At 40.8% G+C, this 20803-nt stretch carries 19 protein-coding genes; 8 read left to right on the top strand and 11 right to left on the bottom strand.

Annotated elements, in window-relative coordinates; genetic code table 11:
- The first annotated feature begins 167 nt into the window (after positions 1 to 167).
- The 3 genes from BVH04_RS02005 to bla are packed head-to-tail and all read left to right on the top strand — an operon-like array spanning position 168 to position 1578.
- Positions 168 to 476 (top strand): nucleotidyltransferase family protein, encoded by a 309-nt coding sequence (locus BVH04_RS02005; protein ID WP_086539657.1) that lies wholly within the window; start codon positions 168 to 170, stop codon positions 474 to 476.
- Positions 466 to 804, top strand: coding sequence for a HepT-like ribonuclease domain-containing protein (locus BVH04_RS02000; protein ID WP_086539656.1), 339 nt, complete (start codon positions 466 to 468; stop codon positions 802 to 804). The genes BVH04_RS02005 and BVH04_RS02000 overlap by 11 nt, the downstream gene beginning before the upstream one ends.
- An 18-nt stretch (positions 805 to 822) precedes the next feature.
- Positions 823 to 1578, top strand: a complete 756-nt coding sequence (bla, locus tag BVH04_RS01995; protein ID WP_086539655.1) for a subclass B1 metallo-beta-lactamase — start codon at positions 823 to 825, stop codon at positions 1576 to 1578.
- Between the two features lie 212 nt (positions 1579 to 1790).
- Here the strand turns inward: bla and BVH04_RS01990 are convergent, their stop codons facing one another.
- From BVH04_RS01990 to BVH04_RS01970, 5 genes are all read right to left on the bottom strand, one after another.
- Positions 1791 to 3368 carry a calcineurin-like phosphoesterase C-terminal domain-containing protein gene (locus tag BVH04_RS01990; protein ID WP_086539706.1) on the bottom strand — a complete coding sequence of 526 codons (1578 nt, stop codon included), beginning with the start codon at positions 3366 to 3368 and terminating at the stop codon, positions 1791 to 1793.
- Complete coding sequence (locus BVH04_RS01985) at positions 3365 to 4801, bottom strand: SusD/RagB family nutrient-binding outer membrane lipoprotein (protein WP_086539654.1); 1437 nt, start codon at positions 4799 to 4801, stop codon at positions 3365 to 3367. The genes BVH04_RS01990 and BVH04_RS01985 overlap by 4 nt, the downstream gene beginning before the upstream one ends.
- A 128-nt stretch (positions 4802 to 4929) precedes the next feature.
- Positions 4930 to 8415, bottom strand: a complete 3486-nt coding sequence (locus BVH04_RS01980) for a SusC/RagA family TonB-linked outer membrane protein (protein ID WP_086539653.1) — start codon at positions 8413 to 8415, stop codon at positions 4930 to 4932.
- A gap of 169 nt (positions 8416 to 8584) precedes the next feature.
- Positions 8585 to 9562 (bottom strand): FecR family protein, encoded by a 978-nt coding sequence (locus BVH04_RS01975; protein ID WP_086539652.1) that lies wholly within the window; start codon positions 9560 to 9562, stop codon positions 8585 to 8587.
- A gap of 118 nt (positions 9563 to 9680) precedes the next feature.
- Positions 9681 to 10208: a sigma-70 family RNA polymerase sigma factor gene (locus BVH04_RS01970; protein WP_086539651.1), complete on the bottom strand. Its 528-nt coding sequence runs from the start codon at positions 10206 to 10208 to the stop codon at positions 9681 to 9683.
- A 192-nt stretch (positions 10209 to 10400) separates the two neighbouring features.
- Here BVH04_RS01970 and BVH04_RS01965 point away from each other — a divergent pair, with 192 nt between their 5' ends.
- Positions 10401 to 11123 (top strand): 3-ketoacyl-ACP reductase, encoded by a 723-nt coding sequence (locus tag BVH04_RS01965; protein WP_086539650.1) that lies wholly within the window; start codon positions 10401 to 10403, stop codon positions 11121 to 11123.
- Positions 11124 to 11137: 14 nt separating this feature from the next.
- Here the strand turns inward: BVH04_RS01965 and BVH04_RS01960 are convergent, their stop codons facing one another.
- The gene (locus BVH04_RS01960; protein ID WP_086539649.1) at positions 11138 to 12250 is read right to left on the bottom strand and encodes an endo-1,4-beta-xylanase; all 1113 of its coding nucleotides are present in this window, start codon (positions 12248 to 12250) and stop codon (positions 11138 to 11140) included.
- A 179-nt stretch (positions 12251 to 12429) separates the two neighbouring features.
- On the opposite strand from BVH04_RS01960, the gene BVH04_RS01955 reads away from it, so the two are divergent.
- From BVH04_RS01955 to BVH04_RS25350, 3 genes are read left to right on the top strand one after another with little or no spacing between them, the layout of a single operon-like run.
- Positions 12430 to 13722, top strand: coding sequence for a parallel beta-helix domain-containing protein (locus BVH04_RS01955; protein ID WP_086539648.1), 1293 nt, complete (start codon positions 12430 to 12432; stop codon positions 13720 to 13722).
- A gap of 5 nt (positions 13723 to 13727) precedes the next feature.
- Positions 13728 to 14813, top strand: a complete 1086-nt coding sequence (locus tag BVH04_RS01950; protein ID WP_240510799.1) for an SO2930 family diheme c-type cytochrome — start codon at positions 13728 to 13730, stop codon at positions 14811 to 14813.
- Between the two features lie 6 nt (positions 14814 to 14819).
- Entirely contained in the window at positions 14820 to 14972 is a 153-nt protein-coding gene (locus BVH04_RS25350; RefSeq protein ID WP_169714340.1) for a hypothetical protein, read from the top strand.
- A gap of 170 nt (positions 14973 to 15142) precedes the next feature.
- Here the strand turns inward: BVH04_RS25350 and BVH04_RS01945 are convergent, their stop codons facing one another.
- The 5 genes from BVH04_RS01945 to BVH04_RS01925 all read right to left on the bottom strand — a co-directional run bounded on the left by BVH04_RS01945 (position 15143) and on the right by BVH04_RS01925 (position 19637).
- Positions 15143 to 15736 (bottom strand): porin family protein, encoded by a 594-nt coding sequence (locus BVH04_RS01945; RefSeq protein WP_086539646.1) that lies wholly within the window; start codon positions 15734 to 15736, stop codon positions 15143 to 15145.
- A gap of 73 nt (positions 15737 to 15809) precedes the next feature.
- Entirely contained in the window at positions 15810 to 16883 is a 1074-nt protein-coding gene (locus BVH04_RS01940; RefSeq protein WP_086539645.1) for an alanine racemase, read from the bottom strand.
- 1 nt (position 16884) lies between these two features.
- Complete coding sequence (locus BVH04_RS01935) at positions 16885 to 17325, bottom strand: GNAT family N-acetyltransferase (RefSeq protein WP_086539644.1); 441 nt, start codon at positions 17323 to 17325, stop codon at positions 16885 to 16887.
- Entirely contained in the window at positions 17322 to 18758 is a 1437-nt protein-coding gene (locus BVH04_RS01930) for a sodium:solute symporter family protein (protein WP_086539643.1), read from the bottom strand. Before BVH04_RS01930 ends, BVH04_RS01935 begins: the two co-directional genes overlap by 4 nt.
- 426 nt (positions 18759 to 19184) lie before the next feature.
- Positions 19185 to 19637 (bottom strand): GNAT family N-acetyltransferase, encoded by a 453-nt coding sequence (locus BVH04_RS01925; RefSeq protein ID WP_086539642.1) that lies wholly within the window; start codon positions 19635 to 19637, stop codon positions 19185 to 19187.
- 183 nt (positions 19638 to 19820) lie between these two features.
- On the opposite strand from BVH04_RS01925, the gene BVH04_RS01920 reads away from it, so the two are divergent.
- Positions 19821 to 20723: an NAD-dependent epimerase/dehydratase family protein gene (locus tag BVH04_RS01920; protein ID WP_086539641.1), complete on the top strand. Its 903-nt coding sequence runs from the start codon at positions 19821 to 19823 to the stop codon at positions 20721 to 20723.
- Positions 20724 to 20803: the final 80 nt, after the last annotated feature.

Here is a 20803-nt window from a genome sequence, read left to right as displayed (position 1 = left end):
ATACAATTCTTATTGTTTGATCCCGCTCTGTAACACTCATGCAGGAATGTTTATTTTATAAAGTCTAGCTGCTTATTTTGTCTAAACTTTCTATGCTTAGATACAAGAGTTTTGATTAAAACGTCTGCAAGTGAGATAATGCGTAAAAACTTTAACTTTGAAATGTTATGATTCAACTCATCAAAAAGAACTTAAATCAAATCGCGATTTTGTGCATAGAGCATAAGGTTGAATCATTTGCTCTTTTTAGTTCAGCAGCCAATGGTGAATTTGACAATTCTAGCGACCCGGATTTTTTGGTGAGTTTTTCTAACTCAATGGAATTACTGGATTATGCTGACAATTATTTTAAATTATTGGAGAATCTTGAAAAGCTTTTTGAAAGACCTGTTGATTTTGTCTCTGAGAAATCTCTAAAAAATCCCGTACACATTCAAGAGATAAATAAATCAAAAATATTCCTTTATGAATGCTAAAGCCCTGAAATACATACTTGACCTTGAGAGTATTTTAGGCGAAATAGATGAGATCAAACTTCGGGTAGAGAATAATTTCATCATTTATCAAAAAGACTTTATTGTCAAAAGAGCGGTAGAACATGATCTTGAAATTATTGGAGAAGCAGTCAAAAAACTTACAGAACAAGATCCAAACACTAAGCTATCCTCCATCAGAAAAATTATAGGGTTAAGAAATATGATCAGTCATGCATATGACTCCGTTGAAGACGAATTAATTTTGGCAATCATCCAGAAAGATATTCCAATTCGTCAGAAGGAAATTAAAAAGCTAAAAAATCAATAAAGCAATCCCGTATTTCAGATGAAACCCTATTTGGCAAGCACAATCCTTCTATTTTTAACAACAGTGTTAAAAGTCCAAAGTCAGCAGATTACTACGATCTACGAATCCGAGACTCTCCAAATCGAGCAGATCAGCCCAAATACCTTTGTCCATATTAGCTATTTAAATACAGAGGATTTTGGTAAAGTCGCTTGCAATGGGATGATTGTAATCAATGAAGGTGAAGCGCTGGTTTTTGACACACCAGCAAATGATGAAGCAAGTCTGGAATTGATAGACTGGTTGGAGAAGGATCAGAAAACAAAAGTTAAGGGTGTTGTCGCTACACATTTTCATTGGGATTGCTTGGGCGGATTGAATGAATTCCACGACAAAGGAATTCCCTCCTATGCTTCAGCTAAGACTATATCTCTGGCCAAAAATGCTGGATACCCTATTCCAGAAAATGGGTTTAAAAAGAAGTTAACCCTGGAGGCTGGAAATCTACAAGTGATCAATCAATTCCTAGGAGAAGGACATACCAAAGACAACTTTGTAGCTTATGTACCTTTCGATAAAGTGCTCTTCGGCGGCTGTATGATCAAAGAAATTGGTGCTGGGAATGGCAACCTCGAAGATGCAAATATCGCCGATTGGTCAGCTACCGTACTGAAAGTAAAATCAACATTTCCCGATATAAGCATAGTCATTCCTGGACATGGAAAAGTTGGTGGGACGGAGTTGTTGGATTATACGATTGAGTTGTTTGAAAAGCAGGACCAAAGTGAGTTATAGAATCTTTAGTAAAATCCAGCTCTGGAGAAGCAGGAAAACGAGGTTCCAATATAAAAGCGTGCAAAATTGCGGGAAGATCTTTCAATTCATCCCCGTGATTGAGTATCATTTCTAGATGCGATCTCCGCTAAATCGTCTGTGAATCTCAGCGGTTAATTCGAAAAAAAGCCCTTGCAGATAACTGAAAGGGCTTTCGTATTTCAAACTACAATTTACTTTTTCTCAACTACTTTAAATGTCTCTTCACCAGTATGGACTTGTCCAAACCGGTCAGTAGCCTGAATGCGAATCACATGCTCCCCTGCTTCCAATCCCGTTGGAATTCCTCCTCTCCAGAGGTGTTTGCTCTGCGCTGGATTTGATGGTCTGCGGCCTTCGATCAATTCTTCTGTTACATCCCATTGGAACAAATCGATCAAATACGCTGGGTCATAGTCCTCGACTTTGCTCGCGCTTTTCCATTCTCCCTCGTCAAATTTGATCAACACCTCATCTCCTTCTCCACCCATAAAGAAGTTTACGAAGATGCCCGCCGTGGTTCTTTTGTCCATTTCCAGAACTTTTGGCGCAAAAATCTCCATCTGATACTCACTGGATTTACCTGCTACCTGATAGCAAATCTTATATTGATTTCCCTCGAAATGAATCAATGCATAGCCTTTTGGTGTACCATCACGCATCGTCGATACAGGTATTCCTTTTTCATCCAAGATGCCTTTGTACCAGTCCCCAGAAGTAGTGCCCACATTGTAATGATGATGTGGCTTATCCTGCCTCCAGCCATCTTTTTTGTAAAACAAATCCTGCTTCTGCAAATGGGTGTGGGCAGAAAGAGAAAGTGTATTAGGGAAATCCGCCAATAGATCGAATATCTCCTGACGGTCTTCGTCACGGAAGGAATCCCCCTGTTCAGAAAGCGGAATGTGCATAGAAATCACGATCAGGTGATCCTTTGGCACAAATTTCAAATTATTTCTAAGGAAGTCCAATTGGTCTGGACGTAAACCACCCCAATATCCTTGCTTATCTCTAGGATCTGGCCAAAGGATGTCATCTATCACGATAAAGTGGACTTTACCCACATTGTATGCATAAGCACTCGGCCCAAAATGAGCTTCGAAAGCTTCGTCTGAAAACTCATCCTTTTCGACATCATAATTCTGATCGTGATTTCCCATCACATTGTACCATGGTAAACCGACTTTCGCCACAGCTTTGGCATAAGGTGTAAATAAATCCAGATCATCACCCACCAAGTCTCCCAAAGAAAGACCAAAAGCTACGTCCTGAATTCCTTCTACCTCACTGACAATTCCACGATCAAAGAAATCAACTTCTTCCAACGTGTAGGGTTGGGGGTCGCCGAAAATCAACGCCGTAAAATCATCTTTTTCCTCGACAGCAGTCATTGCAAAGTTGATTTCCTCTGGCAAATCACCTGTTGGAGCGGAACCTGCGTATTTCAACTTGGGAGAACCACTTGGCTTGTGGATATAATAAAACTGTGGCTTGTTCAATGAATCCAGAGAAACTGAATAGCCTGTTGGTTTGATTACAAAAACCAACTGCCCGTCTTCCATACCTATCTCATAATAACCCTTTTCATCGGTCTGAACTACCTCTTGCCCATTGGAAACGCTAACTCCGGGAAGACCTGCTTCGCGACGTTGCTTTTTACCATTGCCATTGGCATCATGATAAACATAGCCCTTAGCTAACTCCTGAGAAAAGACGGATAAACTTGTAAAAATCAGGGCTCCTGTCAGCATTGCTTTCATGAATTTGCTCATTGTTCCCACCATACTTTTGTATTGATATCATCTGCACCCATTCTGGCTACAGCATTCTTATAATTTTCTGGATTATTGATTTGCACACTCACTGGATATTGGAATCGTGCAGGAGCTTGCTGATTATTTAGCATTCCTTCATTCTTCGGAAGGACAGGAAATCCAGTTCTTCGGTATTCAAACCATTGCTGATAATCATTGAAATATAGTCCCAGGTACTTTTGAAGCATAATACGCTCAAGCGTCCCATCATAAGCAGCTTTTGGATTTTCAAAATATCCTTCAGTCAATTCTACTTCCCATTGCATCATAGCTGCTTTTACACCATTTTCATAATGTGCTCCAGCATCTGAGTCTATCACTGCGCGCTGAGCAAGTTCTGCTTTGATAAATTCTACTTCGGCATAAGTCAAAAGTAAGGAGATCATAGGAGCCTCCACGAGTACTCTGTTGTGATTGCTCGGAATAAACTGGAATTGGTTTTCATTTCCATCAAATCCACTTGGGATACCTTTGTATCCGATGTAAGTTGTTCCGTCCATTTCTCTGGCTCTGGTCATGAACTTCTCTCTTCTCGGATCTTCCAGTGCATTTAGATTATCTGCAAAAAACTCAGACATGGAGCGGAAAGTCGTAAAATCTATCGCCCTTCCCCACGGAGAAAGATTTGGCGTCACTCCTGTAATCTGAAGAATAGCTGATTCTGCTGTATTTCCAAAAACAGGATATTGCTCCGAATTAGTAATCATTGTAGCAAGCTTCGCAAAGGAATTCATCTCTGGTCTATTTGATATTCTCAACAGTAGTCTCATGTGAAGTGAATTGGTAAACTTCCTCCACTTTTTCACATCATTATGAAAAAGAATATCGTCTCCATAGATCATTGCCTGCGTATCATCATACAATGAATTGGCGCGCTCCAAATCCTGGAAAATCTGGGTATAAACAGCCTCTTGTGTATCAAACTGCGGTTGGAAGATTCCATCCTCCGCACGGCTTGCTTCGACCATCGGGATATCCCCAAAACTATCTGTCAACTGACTGAGGCTAAAAGCTCTCAGCGTAAGTGCGATGGCCTCATAGTTCACATCTGAATTATTTATAGCAGAGGTTTCCATTTCTTTAATATTGATCAGCCACCTGTAGTAGGTGCTCCAAGTAGAATTTCCTGCTGATTCTGAGATATCATACCGGTGATAACCGCCATTGGCACTTGGAAAAGGCAATGCCACCTGCATGATCTGAAAGGTAAAACCATCTGCTCTATCTGTCCCGAAGCTCGATATCCCATAGATAATAGGGTTTAGCAAAGTACCCGGGCTAATCTGGTCGATCCTGTTTGGATCTGTATTGATTTCTTCAAAATCATCGGTGCAAGAAGTCGAAGCCCAAACCAACGATCCTAACATTAGTGTTGCTATATATTTTTTCATGTGTTTATAATTTGATTTTTATTGGTCAGATAGCCTGTCCCGAACTTGATTCGGAAGAATCTCGCATGATTGATAAGCATCCGTTTGTGTGTTGCCCGCTATTTGCTCGATTTCATACTATTCATCAATTAAAACTTAAGGGTAAGGTTAACTCCCATGTTTCTGGTACTTGGCAACTGGCCCATTTCTATTCCTGGAAGTAAAGTTCCTCCATTCAATGCGGCCGTTTCCGGGTCAAACATTGGGAACTTGGTCCACATCGCCAGGTCTCTTCCATAGAGTGCGATAGAAGCCTGACGTATGCTTGTTTTCTGAAGGAACTTTGCAGGAATTCCATATTCCAACCTCATCTCACGTAATTTGAGAAATGAAGCATCGAAGGAGTTTGACTCCACATTTGCTCTACGATAAGCTTGTCTATAATAATCTGCGATATTGACCTCTGTGGTATTAGGGGAGTAAGTTCCGTCTCCGTTATCCACAACACCGTCCCCTACTATCATTCCAGTCTCTCTTCCTTCCAGGGTACTTGCTAGCTTCCCTTGCTCAGTCATTTTGTGGTGCGTTTGAGAATAGACTATTCCTCCATATTGACCATCAAAGAGTACGCTCATTCGAAGGTTCTTATAGACAAATTCATTATTGAATCCACCTTTCCACTTAGCATAGGCATTACCTATGTATTGGATCTCGGCTGGTCTGGCTGGAAGGCCATTGCTCTCATATACTACTTTTCCCTGTGGAGATCTCACAAATCCAAACCCGTAGATATCTCCTGTGGTACCGCCTACTTTAGCGATAATTGTAGCATTTCCTCCATAACCGATTACCTGGCTTCCGTCCACTTCATCAGGAAGGGAAATGACTTCATTTTCATTTTTAGCCCAAGTGAGGAATGAATTCCATTGGAAATTATTCGTTTTGATAGCGCTGCCATTAAGCACAAGCTCGATCCCACGGTTTTGTACCTTGCCTGCATTTAGAACTGCGCTGGAATATCCTGTAGTGATATCCACTGGCACTTCAAGAATCTGATTTTTAGTCTCAGAGATGTAGAAATTGAGGTCAAATCCCAATCGTCTATTGAAGAAAATCATCTCCAATCCAGTCTCAAAACTGGTCGTGATTTCTGGTTTGAATCCTACATTATAAAGTGTAGATGGTACTGAGGCTGATCCTGGAAATTCACTTTGTCCGTAATATTTAGAAGTACGGTAAGGATCAGTATCATTTCCTACCTGGGCTCCTGATACTCTTAGCTTCGCAAAGGAAATCGGACTAGGCAAAGCAACTATATCCGACAGCACAAAACTGGTGCTCACAGATGGGTAAAAGAAACTGTTATTTTGAAGAGGAAGCGTACTTGACCAGTCGTTTCTTCCTGTGATATCCACGAATACCTTCTCGTCAAAGTCAAATGTCATCAAGCCATAAAGGGAGTTGATCACTCGGTTGTTATCATTGGTGGAAAGCACTGGATTGTTGATGCCGTTTGCGAGTTTATATACACCCGGAATCACCAAACCATCGACATAAGCGGACATTAAGCGGTATTTCCTTGACATGTGATTTCCACCTACGCTAGCTCTCAAGGAGATTTTCTCGGCTAATTTCCCTGTGTAAGTGAATAAGAAATCTGAGTTTTGCTCATAGTTGGTAATATTTTGCTCTTTGTAGTATCCTCTCTGGAAATTGGCAGTACTATATGGTCTTTGCAGCTCACGCTCTTCCTGACTCATAGCCAAGCTGGTCCGAAGCATCAATTCAAAATGATCGCTAAAGGTGTAATCAGCTGACAGATTCCCAAATACTGTGTTATTATTCACAGAGTTCGTCATCTCATAAGCGATCAAATAAGGGTTATCAATAAAAGAGCTGAATGGGTGAACCTGCTCTACATTTTTCTGACCCTCTTTCCAAATAGGCCTGTACCATTCCAAGTCTATACTTGGATTCTGGAATATCATGAAGTAAGAGATTGACTGATTATTATAACCTGTAGCCGGAAGGTTATCCGATCTCTTATTGGTGTAATTCACCTTTGCATTAAGCTTCAATTTCTTACTGATTTGCTGAGAGGCAGAAAGAGAAGTTACCAAACGTTCGAAACCTGTATTTGGCATGATCCAATTATTCTTCGTCTGGGTAACGGAAGCTCGCAAAGACCCGCCTTCGTTTCCTCCTTCGATTGCCACACTGTTTACCATGTTGAACCCAGTCTCCCAAAATCCAGTCACGTTATCTTCATAAGGTCTCCACAATTGACGCTCAGAAGACTGCCCTTCTAGCGTAGGATCATATTGAAAATAGGATTGTCCGTCAAACTTTGGCCCGAAGCCACTACTGGTTCCGCCAGTACTTGACCCATCTGCGGATGCACCGTAAGAATAATAGGGATCGCCGTTTGAATTGAAGGACTTACCAGTTCCCTGACCATATTCGTATTGTCTTTCAGGCCACTTAAGTACATTTTGAAAACTGAAATTAGAATTGATCGTAATTCCAAGTCCTTTGTTCTTTCTAGATCCACTTTTGGTAGTCACGATCAAAGCACCATTTGCTGCGCGACTACCGTACAGTGCAGTTGCACTGGCACCTTTCAGAACTGTGATGTTTTCGATATCATCTGGATTCAAATCGGCAATGCCATTTCCAAAATCCACCGGTACATCATTTCCTGATCCTGCGCCGTATGCATTACTCACTCCTGAGGAGGTCAAGCCAGAATTCATAGGAACTCCATCCACCACGATCAATGCAAAGTTTCCATTTGGGTTAAGTGAATTATCACCTCTTAGACTGATCTGAGAGGAATTCATCGGCCCAGAACCTGCAGAAAGCACATTTAAACCTGCAACTTTTCCGCGTAAAGCATCTGACCAATTGTTTGACCTAGCATCAAGTAACTGTTCGGAATCCACCTTCTGCGTAGCATAACCCAGTGCTTTCTCTTCCCTTTTGATACCCAAAGCAGTCACTACCACTTCACCCAAGACATCACTGTCTAATCTTAATCGAATGGTAAGGTCTGTCTGGTTTTGTGCTTGAACTTCCTGCTTATCATAGCCTACATAGGAGAAAACCAACACGGCTCCTTCGTCCACAGTAATCGCAAACATTCCATCCAGATCAGTTGTGGTTCCTTTCGTAGTCCCTTGGATTATAATGTTGACACCTGGCAGCGTTTCCCCGGTTTCTTCATCAATTACAATCCCCGAAAGTCGTGCCTTTTCCACCAACACTGGCTGAATAGTTAATTTCTTTTTAGTACTTACTCCGATGGTCTTATTGATCTGTTTGAATTTCAGATTGGATTGGCCGGAAATCTCCTCCAGAATAGATTGTAGATCTGTTTTTCTCTTCGAGAAATTCACTTTTGTGTCAAGATCCAATCCCTTTTCATAGGAAAACTTAAATCCTGACTGTCTTTCGATCTGAGCAAAAGATTCTGAAAGAGCCATTTCGCTGGAGCTGAACGAGACTATAGTCTCTTCCAGCTTTTGGGCATTGACGCCACTGGCAAACACCATTGAGTGCATCCAGCAGCTGAGTAGGCAAGCCGTAAATAGTCTCATAACCAAGGTTTTTAAGGCTGTTGGTAACTTTTTTTTCATGTGTTTATATTTTGTTTTTAGGGGTCATATAGAATCTCGCATCCATGCTAATCGACACTCCGTGTGTCTCCTGCGACATGCTCGATTTCATAGATTTGAAGTGTTCGTGTGATAAAATGTCTGAATCGTTTTTTACTCGAACTGAATGGATTCGTTGCCGTGGATCCATTCATCTTTTAAGGCAATTTTTAAAGGTTAGGGTTGCATTTTTAGCGTCTATTTGATAGGTAATAGGGATAGAATATTGAATCAATTGCAGTAAGTTTTCCAGACTTTGCTTCTCATATGTCCCTGAAATCTGACAGGTGTTGGAAGCTTCAAGATTATCTGTGATCTTCACTCCATACCAATCTTCCAGTATTTTGATCATCTCGGTCATTGATGTTTTGTCAAATACTATGACATCCTCAGTCCAAGCGAATAGCGGATCATTTTCAGGTATGATGGAGACAGCGCCAACTTGATTGGAATAAGCTAGCCGAAGGTTTGGGGTAAGCACGTAAATAGAGTCGACTTGATCAGATACTTTCACCAATCCAGACTTGACAGCCACTACTTCCTGCTGATTTGTTAGATTTTTGATCAGAAAAGAAGTTCCTAACACTTCGGTGGTAAGATTTGCAGACTCCACCCGAAAAGGATGTAGTGTATCGCGTTTTACTTCGAAAAATGCTTCACCAGAAAGCCTGACCAATCTATTTTCAGAGAAGTTCTCATCCACTTGAATATGTGTATCATGAAATAAACTCACCATCGATCCATCAGGAAGGCGCACCTTTTTGATCATTCCTTTAGCATTTTCAAAAGTCAGGAATGTAGTTTCCACACGTTCAGAAGTAGCAAAGGGCGTAGTATTCAATACCAAAAGTCCAATTCCGATTAGCATCGCAATACATGCTGCTATTTTCCAACCCGAAAAATTTTGTTTAGGGGGAGTATTTGGAATTTGAGTACGAGTAGCTCTCCGAATAATCTGCAGCATTTCAGACTCTACCTGCTCTTTGTTCCGCTTCTTATAATCTTGAATATGCCATTCAGACTCGACCTCCTTGGCGTACCAAGAGTTGAATTGATGAAGTTCTTCTTTAGAAGCTTTTCCCCGAAGGATTTTAGAAAGGATGTCTGATAGGACAGAAGGTAATCTCATGTGTAGTTATCTTTCACTTATTAAGTGCAAAAACAACCACCTGACTACCGCTCATTTTGATTATGTAATCATGAAATATGAGTGTGAAAAAATTAATCTCTCCTTAACAAAGAAGTATTTAGGACATTAAGCAAATAATCAAAGCTGGAGCTAAATGCTTCAGCTCACTACGCATGATTTTAAGTGACTTGGTAAGTTGATTATTAACTGTCTGAGGAGAAATCTTTAGCTTTTCAGCTATCTCATCGGTAGAATAACCTTCCAATCTACTCATCCGAAAAACCAACTGGGAACGTGGAGGAAGCATTTCTACTGCAACTTCAATTTCTTTGTAAAGCTCTTCAAGCCCAAAAACGTCCTCTTCATAAGTTGATTCAGGCAAAGTATTGCTACTGTTGGCTCTGGATTTTGCCAACTCATCAAAGTGCTTCATTACCTGGTATTTTACCGCTGTGAACAAATAAGTCTTGATTCCTGATTTGATTTCCAGTGAATCTCGTCTTTGCCAGATATCAATAAAAATCTCTTGCAGAATATCCTCTACAATAGATTGATCGCCTATTTTGCTGTAAGCACTTTGGTACATCAATTCCCAATTGTCCTTGAAAATCTGTTCGAAATGGGATGAATTTTGAAAAGGGGACATGATCCTAAGCAGGGTGTAACTCAAATTTAATCCTGATCAGAGCGAAAATGGAATTCAGGAGGTTAAGATATTATTAACACACTAGCGAAAGAGTATAGAATCATTTGTAAAATGAATCTTTCTTAGAGTTTAAATGGATGAACTCTAGCGTTCGATATTGGATTAGAATTAGTAACTTTTAAAAAATCAACAATGGAATCACTACAAGGAAAAGTAGCGCTCATCACTGGCGCAGGAAAAGGATTAGGCAAAGCCATCGCTCTGGCATTAGCCAATGAGGGAGTTCATCTCGCTATTTTATCCAGAACAGAATCAGATCTGCTTGCTGTCAAAGAAATCGTAGCTGGAATAAATTCCTCGCTGAAAGTAGCTATCGCGGTCGCAGATCAATCTGATTTCTCAAGCATCAAAATCGCAATAGCATCTTTAATTTCTGAAGCTGGGGTACCAGATATTCTAGTGAATAATGCCGGAACAGGGAAGTTTGGGAAATTCCTCGACCTGGAAGTAAGCGAATGGGAAAACATCATCAAAGTCAACTTGCTCGGTGTTTACTATGTGATCCACGAAGTTCTTCCGGGTATGTTGGACCGCAAATCTGGAGATATTGTGAATGTATCTTCCACGGCTGGCCAAAAAGGAAATGCCATGACGAGCGCATACAGTGCTTCCAAATTTGGTCTGAATGGCCTCACCGAATCGCTAATGCAGGAAGTCAGAAAATCAGATATCCGTGTATTCAGTATGAGTCCCAGCACTATTGCTACTGACTTGGCTATGGACAATAACCTAACAGATGGCAATCCTGAGAAAGTATTGCAACCGGAAGATTTTGCAGAGTTGTTGGTAGCACACTTGAAATTGCCAAGAAGAGCATTGGTAAAAGACGTTGGACTTTGGTCTACCAATCCTTGATAGAACATTCATTTTCAGTCTTTTGAAATAGCCTTTAGCTTGGCAAACACATCTTCTTTCACCTTCAAATCCCGATCTATAAGTAACGGGTAGTTGGTGCGACTACGAACGGGGAAGTTATTCAACCAACTTCTCCCATCGTGCAATCCCCAAAAAGTCACTCGACTGATTTTATCTTTGTGTTTCTGGAAAAGCTGAAAAAGGTCGGTATACCGCTGTGATAATTTTGCCGCCGATTCTGGAGAAATTCCATTGGCAAAAGGATTGTATTTAGGCGAGTTGGCAAAATTGATATTTAAATCTGCTCCTTGTGTATTGCCTGGACGGGGCAGCACATCCACATCGAGTTCGGTGATCATCACTTGGAATCCCGCTTCAGCTATTTCAATTATCCCTTGCTCAATCTGTTCAAGCGAAGGACTCTCTAGCATATAATGTCCTTGCATTCCGATCCCATCAATCTGAATCCCTTCAGCCTTCATCTCCTTAGCCAAAGTCAAAATTCCAGCTCGTTTTGAGGCTTTCCACACATTATAATCATTGTAGTAGAGTTCAGCGGCTGGATCTACTTCATGAGCTTTCCGAAAAGCCGCTTTGATAAAATCCTTGCCCGCGACCTTGTACCAGTTCGACTCTCGATAGGATCCATCCTCATTGAAAGCCTCATTCACCACATCCCAACCGTCAATTTTTCCTTTGTATCGCCCTGCGACTTGGGCTATGTGATCTTCCATTCTGGAAAGCAATGCCTCCTTGCCAAGCAATCGCCCAGCTTCATCCACAAAGACCCAATTTGGAACCTGCTGATGCCAAACTAAGCAATGACCAATCGTAAAAGCACCAAGCTTTTCGCCCAAAGCCACGTAAGCATCTCCAAACTCAAAATCGTAACGATCCATTTCGGGATGAACCTTCTCCCATTTCAACCCATTTTCAGGGCTTAAACTATTGAAATGCCTTTCTATTAAAGCCAATTCCTCTGGTACTTTACCCGAAACCTGCTGACCATTTACAGCCACTCCTATATAAAAACTGTCAGTGAAAAGATCCTTCAAGCCTTCCTCATTAGGTTTTTGAGCTGAAAAAACAATGGTTAGACAAATAAGAAGTAGGGTGTTTTTAAGCATAAGACTTTCACTTTTAAGTGGTGCTTCAAATTAGCAAAAAATGGAAGAGAGGATATTTGACAATTCCAGTTGCTAAATAATGTACTAACTAATCAAAAACTGATTATTTGACAAAAGTCAAGGCATTAGTTTTCATAACTACTTAGATTTGATAGGATTTTTCAACCCGCCCAAAGGCCATGAAACGACTAAGTTATTCCCTCGTACTTCTACTTTTGATTATTGGATTTAGCTGCAGCAGTTCTTCGAATGAACAAACATTCGATAGCTCCAAAATTCCTCGTGCTACAGCGGAAGAAACTGACAAAATAGTGGAAGATTTCATTATGGCGGAAGATGGATCTATAATTGAAATCCCTTCGGGCTTTTACGAACTCAGCACACAGCTAATACTCGACAATAAATCCAATATCATCATCAAAGGTGCTGGGATGGAACACACTGTTCTTTCATTCAAAAGCCTAAAAACCGGGGGTGAAGGTGTTAAACTTGTTGGAAATAACATTACTATCCAGGATCTAACAATCGAAGATGCTCCCGGAGACGGAGTGAAAGCACAACATACCGATGGAATTACTTTTCGCAGAATCAATGTCACTTGGACTAACGGCGACAAGTCAAAAAATGGAACCTACGCGATCTATCCTGTACAATGCAAGAATGTGATGATCGACGAGGTCATTGCTTCTCACTCGCGAGATGCAGGAATCTATGTGGGTCAATCTGAAAATATCATTGTCAAAAATTCCCTTGCTTTCGGAAATGTTGCTGGAATAGAAATTGAAAACTGTGATAATGCAGAAGTATTCGGAAACGTAGCTCGTAATAACTCTGGCGGGATCTTGGTTTTCAATCTGCCAGGATTGCCAAAAGCTGACGGTAAAGGCACGAAAATCTACGACAATGACATCATCGAGAATAACCACGAGAACTTTGCAACAGCAATGGGAGAAGGTGCAAATGGCAATACGGTAACGATGATTCCTCCAGGCTCAGGAGTGATTCTTCTGGCTGCCAAAGAAGTGGAGATCTACAACAATCGTATCCTTCGCAACAAAACCACAGGTGTGGCTATTGCCAGTTACCAGATCACAGGCTTTCCGAGCGAAGCACCCAACTGGTCGCCTTTCACCACAGACGTTTATGTACACGACAATGAATATGACCGTACGAAAGGTTTCCCTGACTTGAGTAGAGAACTGGGACAATTAGTAAGCATTTACAATGCACATGGCACAGCCAAAACTCAGGATATTATCTACGATGGAATCTGGGATGAGTCTATCAGCAAAGACATCACTACTAATCCGATGAGAATTTGTTTATCAGAAAAAGGCATGGAAGATCTATTCTTTACCCGCTTTTCTCTAATGAACGGAGAGGATAATATTGAAGGTTTTGCAGATGCTACACCGTTCCAAAACTGCACTGTAAGCGTAAATACAAACGTCACCACATTGGCTGAGATGTAATGAAAATGAGCAAGATTTTCTGGGGAGTTAATATATTACTGGCACTGGTGATTTTCACTTTTGCCTGTAAAAACGAATCTATCAAAACTGAAACAAATGAAGCCGCATTAGTTGATGAGTCTGCCGATGGGAGCTTTCCTTACAAAAGGCTATCTACTTATGGTTTCTTTTCTGGAGAATTGAAAGCGTTAAATCCTGTAAAAGCCTTAATTCCCTACACACCTGCTTCCTCGCTTTTCACTGATTATGCGCTGAAAAGTCGTTTTATCTTCTTTCCAGAAGGAGAAAAAGCGAGTTTGACAAACAATGAACTTAACTTTCCTGAGGGCACAGTTTTAATTAAGAACTTCTATTATCCCGCGGACTTCAGAAAGCCTAAAGAGAATAGAAGAATCATTGAAACCAGACTTTTGATCACTAGTGAAAAAGGCTGGGAAGCTTTTCCTTATATATGGAATGAGAGTCAGACTGAAGCGATTCTAAAAGTTGTAGGTGGAGAAATTGAAGTCTCTTTTACTGATTACGATGGAAAAGATCAGGTAATCAACTATATCGTACCCAACAAAAATCAATGCAAAACCTGTCATAATAAATCTGAAATATTGGCTCCAATAGGTGTGAAAGTTCAACATTTAAATAATGAGCTAGAATACCAATCTGGCAAAGCCAATCAGTTAGCGTATTGGACTGAATTGGGCAAATTAGAAGGTTTTGAGGAAGAGAAAGCTAATCCTGCTATGATCAATTACGAAAACAAAAATCTTCCTTTGGATGATAGAGCGATGGCTTATTTGGACATCAATTGCTCTCATTGTCACAGTGCAGAAGGACCCGCGAGTACTTCAGGACTTTTTCTCACCTATGACCAAACAGACCCTTTGAAACTGGGTGTGAATAAAATCCCTGTAGCAGCAGGAAACGGTGCTGGAAGCTTTGACTTTGATATTGTACCTGGCAAAGCAGATGAATCTATTCTTACCCACCGAATGAATTCCACAGAAGTCGGAATTGCAATGCCTGAGCTTGGAAGAACCACTGTCCATAAAGAGGGCGTTCAGCTAATCAAAGATTGGATCAACAGTATGAAATAAGGGAAAATGGTTATACTTAGTGATGCAAATAGTCAAGCTTCCTTTGATTTGAAAGACCCCCTGCCCGACGAGTGGAATACAGGTGCCCGAAGTGTCGTAGATACTAGTGTTTACCAGATTCTACAAAACACTGTGACTTTTACTGGCAGAATAGAGTAATTACATGTAAGAGAATATAAAAATGAGGACTTCGAGTCGAGACATTCACTTGGTCGAATATTATTCTAGTGTACTCAACTGCGCTCTCTGTGTAAAATTTCGGTTAAAAAAAATGCCTCCGCAATCTAGACGGAGGCATTTTTCTATAATAATTAATAATACATCTTCTCTTAGAACGTATAGCCAGCAGACAATTTGAAGCCTCTATTGAATACATCAGCGTCACTGTCTTTGAAAATCGGAGTGAAACCGTAATCATAAGAAGCCTGAACGTTGAAACCTTTTGGAAGATTATATCCAACACCAAGCACTATGGCAAAGTCAGTTTCTTTGATCGCATCTGAGTCATAAGAAACCGTATTCCCAAAGAAATCTCCTTCAAACTTGGAACTTGCCAAGAAGGAAATCTGAGGCCCGGCGAATATATTGATCCCGTCTACCGGATACAATCTCAAAAGAACTGGAACATCTACATAGCTTAAAATAGCTCTGCTATCTGCGAAGTCATCATTTTGAGTTCCTTTCACAGAGTAGTAAACTCCCGGTTCCAATGCCAACCGATCAGTCATAAACAACATGGTGTAACCACCTACGTGGAAGCCTACTCTGTTGGTGTAACTATTTTCTGAAACATCATCACCACCAAAATTGAATAAGCTGGCACCACCACGGATACCAAATCCTCCTGGCTTTTCTGATGATTGTGCTTGAGAGAGTTGAACTGCTCCCAGTCCAAGGGCAAGAATTAACAATACTTTTTTCATAGTCAAATACTAGTTGGTTTTACAACTCTATATTGCCACGACCATGCCAAAAGATTTCTCTAAGACTAAATTTCTAATCTATAACTTTTTTTTCAATGTAGTTTGAGCTCAATAAACTCAAAGCACCCATGTATTTCATGTGGAAATTTAGGGTGTCTCCCACCTTATAGTTATTAGGATTTTCACCCAGGTTAATGATCAACATATCTGAACTACCTCCAAGGATTTCATATTCCCCATCAACAGGAATCAAGTATTTTGGATCCACGTCGAGCAATCCAATATCGATAATAGCTCGAAAGGAGCTTTTGCCATAGAGAGATTGGTCGATTTCAGCAGTTTCTCCTTGAGGGTTAGCAGCCAGATTACCAACGGGTAAAAGTGGCTTTTCCTGCATTTCGATGATCTCAGCATGCAGTTCAAAGACATCATCGTTCATGCCTTCAATCACTTTTTCCTCAAATAAATCCAGGCCAAAATACAAGGTCTCTCCGACTCTGAAATGATTAATTCCTTTAGGGAGCTGCTGAGTCAGCATCAAAGGTATGGTCACTGAGGTCCCTGCGGAAACCCAAGGAATCTCCTTATTGAACTTTAACTCAATGATTTGCTTGTAAAGCGAAAGTTGAATGAGTTTATCAGAAGAAGGCATCACGCCATTGAGACAATTGAGATTAGTGCCAAGACCGATTACATCGATATTGGGAAGTTGGAAGATTTGGGAATAAAATTCCACCAATTGATCTCCCATTACTCCTTCACGAAGGTCGCCAGTCTCGACCATAATGATGATCTTGTGATTTTTGCTCTGCTCCACAGCTTCTTGGCTGATCCATCGGATAGTTTCCAGTTCGCTATTCAAACTTACATCAGCAAACTGAACCATTTTACCTACATTCCTTTTGGATACAGGCTTTATATAAACTGTCTGGATTTCTGGATTAAGAGACTTTACCATGGCCAGATTACTGATCCGACTATCGTGAACTTCATCTACTCCAAGATTGATTAGTTCTTGAAGAAAAAGTCTATCACCACAAAGTAATTTTGATACCACTCCCCACGAAACTTCATTAGCGGTAAAGGTCTGTTTGAGATAGTCAAAATTCTCCTTGAGCTTAGCTCTATTTAATGTCAAATAAGCCATGTTACTTCGTCAACCTCATTTCAAGGTATTTGTTGGTGAAACCGATTCGTTCGTATAGTTTTTTGGCAGGATTATCTGCTTCCACGTGCAAGGCAATAGAACCATTGGCCATTTTGATTGCAGTTTCCATGATTTTACCTCCGATACCTTTTCCTCTTTGGTCAGCATCTACCGCGATATAAACGAGGATATTCTCTGGAATATAGCCCGACATACCTGTTTTATTCATGATAAGTGCGCCGAGTATTTTGCCGTTCTCCCGAGCCATGACTACAAAACCTCCTGCATGCATACTTTGATCCAGTGCATAATCCAGACATTTCATTATATCATCCTTAGGGTCGCCGTATTGGCCAAGGTGAAGGAAAAGGAAATCTGCAATCTCATTCTTTTGTAAATAAGTTGCGCTGTCGATAGTTGCTAGAGTTTCTAATTTGATCATATAGATTTTAACTTTGATCTGTAATTTTTTTCATAATAAATCACTGACAAAAATGTCAGCAAAGAGAGGGTAAGTCCAAATAAATTGGCATCCAAACCAAATGGAAGCGAGACCTCAGATATAATCAATCCAGCCGTCAAAGAGCCTCCTGCGATCATGGACGAAGTAGCTGCTGTGGCGCTTGTCTGCCCAAAGAACAAACCTGCGATCACTGGTACAAATAGTCCTGAGACCATAAAGGCATAGGAATATAGCATCATACTCAAAACTTCCGTCATCTGCCAAGCAATAATAATTGCCACAATTCCAATTACCAATGTCAGTAACTGAGAGATTCTCATCTCTTCTTTCAAAGATTTCTCAGTGTAATACTTCCCCAGAATATCCGTGGTAAGATTTCCCGAAGCTGCCATCAAGCAAGAATCTGCCGTAGAGAGAACTGCTGAGAAATAAGCTGACATCATCAAGCCCAAAATACCGGCTGGTAAGATCTGGCTTAGCAAAACAGGAAGCCCCATCTCAGGATCCATCGCTGTCGTAAAACCCTCCAATGCACCTTGCTCCACTGCTACTCTGGATAGTAAACCCAAAGAAACTCCTAAAAGTGCCATGATGGGCCATTCGAAAAGTCCCGCGATGAACCAAGCCTTCTTGGCAGACTTTACGTCCCGAGCAGCAAAAATCCGCTGATATAGCGTCATCCCTACAAACCAGATTGGGATTATCGTAATTCCCCAGTTGGCAAGATTCTGCCAAGTGAGATTGGAAAATGAGAAAAACTCCTGTGGCAAAGTGCTTTGGATTCCTTCCCAGCCACCTACATAATTATAGGAAATTGGGATTCCGATGAACATCAATCCTGCCATCAAAACTATCCATTGAATCGTATCCGTGTAGATCACAGCCTTCAGCCCACCCATTACAGTATATACCACCGCCACAGCGCCCATGATCAAAAGTGCGTAAGAAAGATCCAACTCTTCAAAAGTACCTGAAGCAAGCTTAGCGCCAGCTAATAGCTGTGAAGAAGTAAAACCAAGGTACCCAAGGAAGCAAATCACAGCAGCTACTTTAGCTGTAGTGGAATTATATAGATGCCCTATGATCTGAGGAAAGGTGAAAAACTTGGCAAAAGCTGGATCAGACTTTACTCTTGGAATCAAAATCACTGCCGCAAGCCAAGCACCCAAAAGTCCGGTAAATAGCATCCAAGAACCTGACATGCCCATGACAAACCCGAGCCCACCAAGTCCAATAGAAAAGCCTCCACCTACGTCAGTTGCGACGACCGAAAGACCGATATGCCAATGGCCAATGTTCCGGCCACCCACGTAGTAATCCTCCTGACCTGAGTTCTTTCTCATATAAAAAAATCCCACACCCAGCATCGCCAGCATGTAGGCCACAAAGATCCCCAGATCTAAATAACTCATATCCACTTTTTATTTGTAACAAATCAGTTTTGAAATATAATTTTTCAAAGTTACGCAATAAGCCTCATATTCAAAATTTTATTAGGTTTTTAGGATAATTTTGATCATTCAGTGCAATTGAAAGTTAAAATAATCTTAAATAAGGTCAAGACTAAGGCTAGGTCAAAACAGTAAATGATTCTTTACCAGTGAAGAGCAATGCTCGCAGAGAGTAAAGCTTATTTGAGTTTACGTCAATTGCGTATAGGTGCTTGAAGTCAAGAATTGTGGGTTAAAAATGAGGTTTTTCTCTCCTGCTAGTTACTTCTCAAAGCAGGAAAAACCTTATGCCACACAATTTAGGGAGGGATTTTTTCCTACTTTACTAAACCTGATTCTGGCACTCGCATTCATCAGAATTCAATTATAAATTAAATTAAGTGTAGGCTATTTCAAGTCTTTTTGAAAGCATAGACTGTTCTCTATTTGGATGTATTGCCCATAATTCGGAATGATAGAATAGCCTTTCTTTTTATAAAGTGCCACCGCCTCCACCTGTCTTTTGCCTGTTTCCAGCACACAACTCTTATAGCCTAATTCCTCAGTCCAAGCTTCCAGTTCTGTCAATACCTTTGAAGCCAAACCTTTTCCTCTAGCTTCTGGGTTGGTAAACATCCGCTTCACTTCCATTGAGTCTGCATCAAATTCCTTGATCGCACCGCATGCCATGGGAATTCCATTTTCTGAGCAAACGACTACATTCTTCAGCTTATCAATGGTATTGAACTGATTATAATAGTCATGGTCTCTGCCGTCTTTTTGGGCTAGATAGGCATCCAGCAATTTTACCAAGGCTATAAAATCAGGATTGGAGGAATCGGTACGGGTAAGTGTGATCATGTGATGAAGATAAAAAATTCGATGATGGTGGGAGTAAGATATAGGTTTAGTTGTATATTTTGAAAAGCGAATCAAGGTGAGAAAATAGCTTGTAATTCAGCTAATCATTATATAGACACAGAATATGCACAGCATACCATTTAGTTTGTCTAAAATAAAATCAGTTTTAAATAAGAAGAATCCATGACTACAAAGCGAATATTTTTTACAGGAGGATCGGGAAAAGCAGGAAAGCACGTGATATCCTACCTTCTCGACCGAGGACATAAAGTAATGAATGTTGATCTCAAGCGGTTGGATTACCCAGGGGTGGATAATCTGATCGCTGATATTACGGATTCCGGGCAAATGTTTAATGCCATGAGTTCGTATGCCGGCTTGGATGAATTGGAAGCAGGTGATGGCGTTCCAAAATTTGATGCTGTAGTACATTTTGCTGCCGTGCCCAGGATCTTAATCAATCCTGACAATGAAACATTTCGGGTCAACACCATCGGTACCTACAATGTGATTGAAGCGGCTGTTAAGCTTGGAATTAAGAAGATTATTATTGCTTCGTCTGAGACCACCTACGGTATCTGTTTTTCGGATGGCCAAACCGATCCTCATACGCTGCCTTTAGAAGAGGGTTATGATGTTGATCCCATGGATAGCTATGGATTATCGAAGGTCGTTAATGAGAAAACGGCGCGCAGTTTCCAGCGACGGTCAGGATTTGATATTTATGCACTTCGTATCGGAAATGTGATTGAGCCTCACGAATACGATGAACTGTTTCCGCATTATTTCAAACATCCCGAAGTGCGCCGCAGGAATGCGTTCTGTTATATCGATGCACGAGACCTGGGTCAGATTGTGGATTTATGTTTGAAAAAAGATGATTTGGGATATCAGGTTTTCAATGCCGGAAACGATCACAACGGTGCGATTATACCCAGTAAAGAATTAGCGGAACGATTCTTCCCTGGCGTGCCAATTACAAGTGAACTGGGGGAACATGAAGCTTTATTTTCAAACCGCAAAATCCGCGAAGTGCTAGGGTTTAATGAGCAGCATAATTGGAGAAAATATGTGAAAGGGGAGTGATTGGTTATTGGTAAGGCAAGCCTCGTACTGAGCTTAATTAACTCCTACCATTCCACGATTGACTGACGAGACCCAAAGCC

The organism is Algoriphagus antarcticus (assembly GCF_002150685.1).
GTDB classification, from domain to species: Bacteria; Bacteroidota; Bacteroidia; order Cytophagales; family Cyclobacteriaceae; genus Algoriphagus; species Algoriphagus antarcticus.
Note: the sequence above shows the minus strand (reverse complement) of the source record. Positions and strands in the feature narration are given on the sequence as shown.

Coding starts and splice junctions, on each gene's coding strand:
- BVH04_RS01930 (WP_086539643.1), bottom strand. CDS start 18,758: ATGAGTTATTTAGATCTGGGGATCTTTGTGGCCTACATGCTGGCGATG.
- BVH04_RS01990 (WP_086539706.1), bottom strand. CDS start 3,368: ATGAGCAAATTCATGAAAGCAATGCTGACAGGAGCCCTGATTTTTACA.
- BVH04_RS01925 (WP_086539642.1), bottom strand. CDS start 19,637: ATGATCACACTTACCCGTACCGATTCCTCCAATCCTGATTTTATAGCC.
- BVH04_RS01965 (WP_086539650.1), top strand. CDS start 10,401: ATGGAATCACTACAAGGAAAAGTAGCGCTCATCACTGGCGCAGGAAAA.
- BVH04_RS01950 (WP_240510799.1), top strand. CDS start 13,728: ATGAGCAAGATTTTCTGGGGAGTTAATATATTACTGGCACTGGTGATT.
- BVH04_RS25350 (WP_169714340.1), top strand. CDS start 14,820: ATGGTTATACTTAGTGATGCAAATAGTCAAGCTTCCTTTGATTTGAAA.
- BVH04_RS01980 (WP_086539653.1), bottom strand. CDS start 8,415: ATGAAAAAAAAGTTACCAACAGCCTTAAAAACCTTGGTTATGAGACTA.
- BVH04_RS01945 (WP_086539646.1), bottom strand. CDS start 15,736: ATGAAAAAAGTATTGTTAATTCTTGCCCTTGGACTGGGAGCAGTTCAA.
- bla (WP_086539655.1), top strand. CDS start 823: ATGAAACCCTATTTGGCAAGCACAATCCTTCTATTTTTAACAACAGTG.
- BVH04_RS01970 (WP_086539651.1), bottom strand. CDS start 10,208: ATGTCCCCTTTTCAAAATTCATCCCATTTCGAACAGATTTTCAAGGAC.
- BVH04_RS01935 (WP_086539644.1), bottom strand. CDS start 17,325: ATGATCAAATTAGAAACTCTAGCAACTATCGACAGCGCAACTTATTTA.
- BVH04_RS01975 (WP_086539652.1), bottom strand. CDS start 9,562: ATGAGATTACCTTCTGTCCTATCAGACATCCTTTCTAAAATCCTTCGG.
- BVH04_RS01960 (WP_086539649.1), bottom strand. CDS start 12,250: ATGCTTAAAAACACCCTACTTCTTATTTGTCTAACCATTGTTTTTTCA.
- BVH04_RS02000 (WP_086539656.1), top strand. CDS start 466: ATGAATGCTAAAGCCCTGAAATACATACTTGACCTTGAGAGTATTTTA.
- BVH04_RS01940 (WP_086539645.1), bottom strand. CDS start 16,883: ATGGCTTATTTGACATTAAATAGAGCTAAGCTCAAGGAGAATTTTGAC.
- BVH04_RS01985 (WP_086539654.1), bottom strand. CDS start 4,801: ATGAAAAAATATATAGCAACACTAATGTTAGGATCGTTGGTTTGGGCT.
- BVH04_RS01920 (WP_086539641.1), top strand. CDS start 19,821: ATGACTACAAAGCGAATATTTTTTACAGGAGGATCGGGAAAAGCAGGA.
- BVH04_RS02005 (WP_086539657.1), top strand. CDS start 168: ATGATTCAACTCATCAAAAAGAACTTAAATCAAATCGCGATTTTGTGC.
- BVH04_RS01955 (WP_086539648.1), top strand. CDS start 12,430: ATGAAACGACTAAGTTATTCCCTCGTACTTCTACTTTTGATTATTGGA.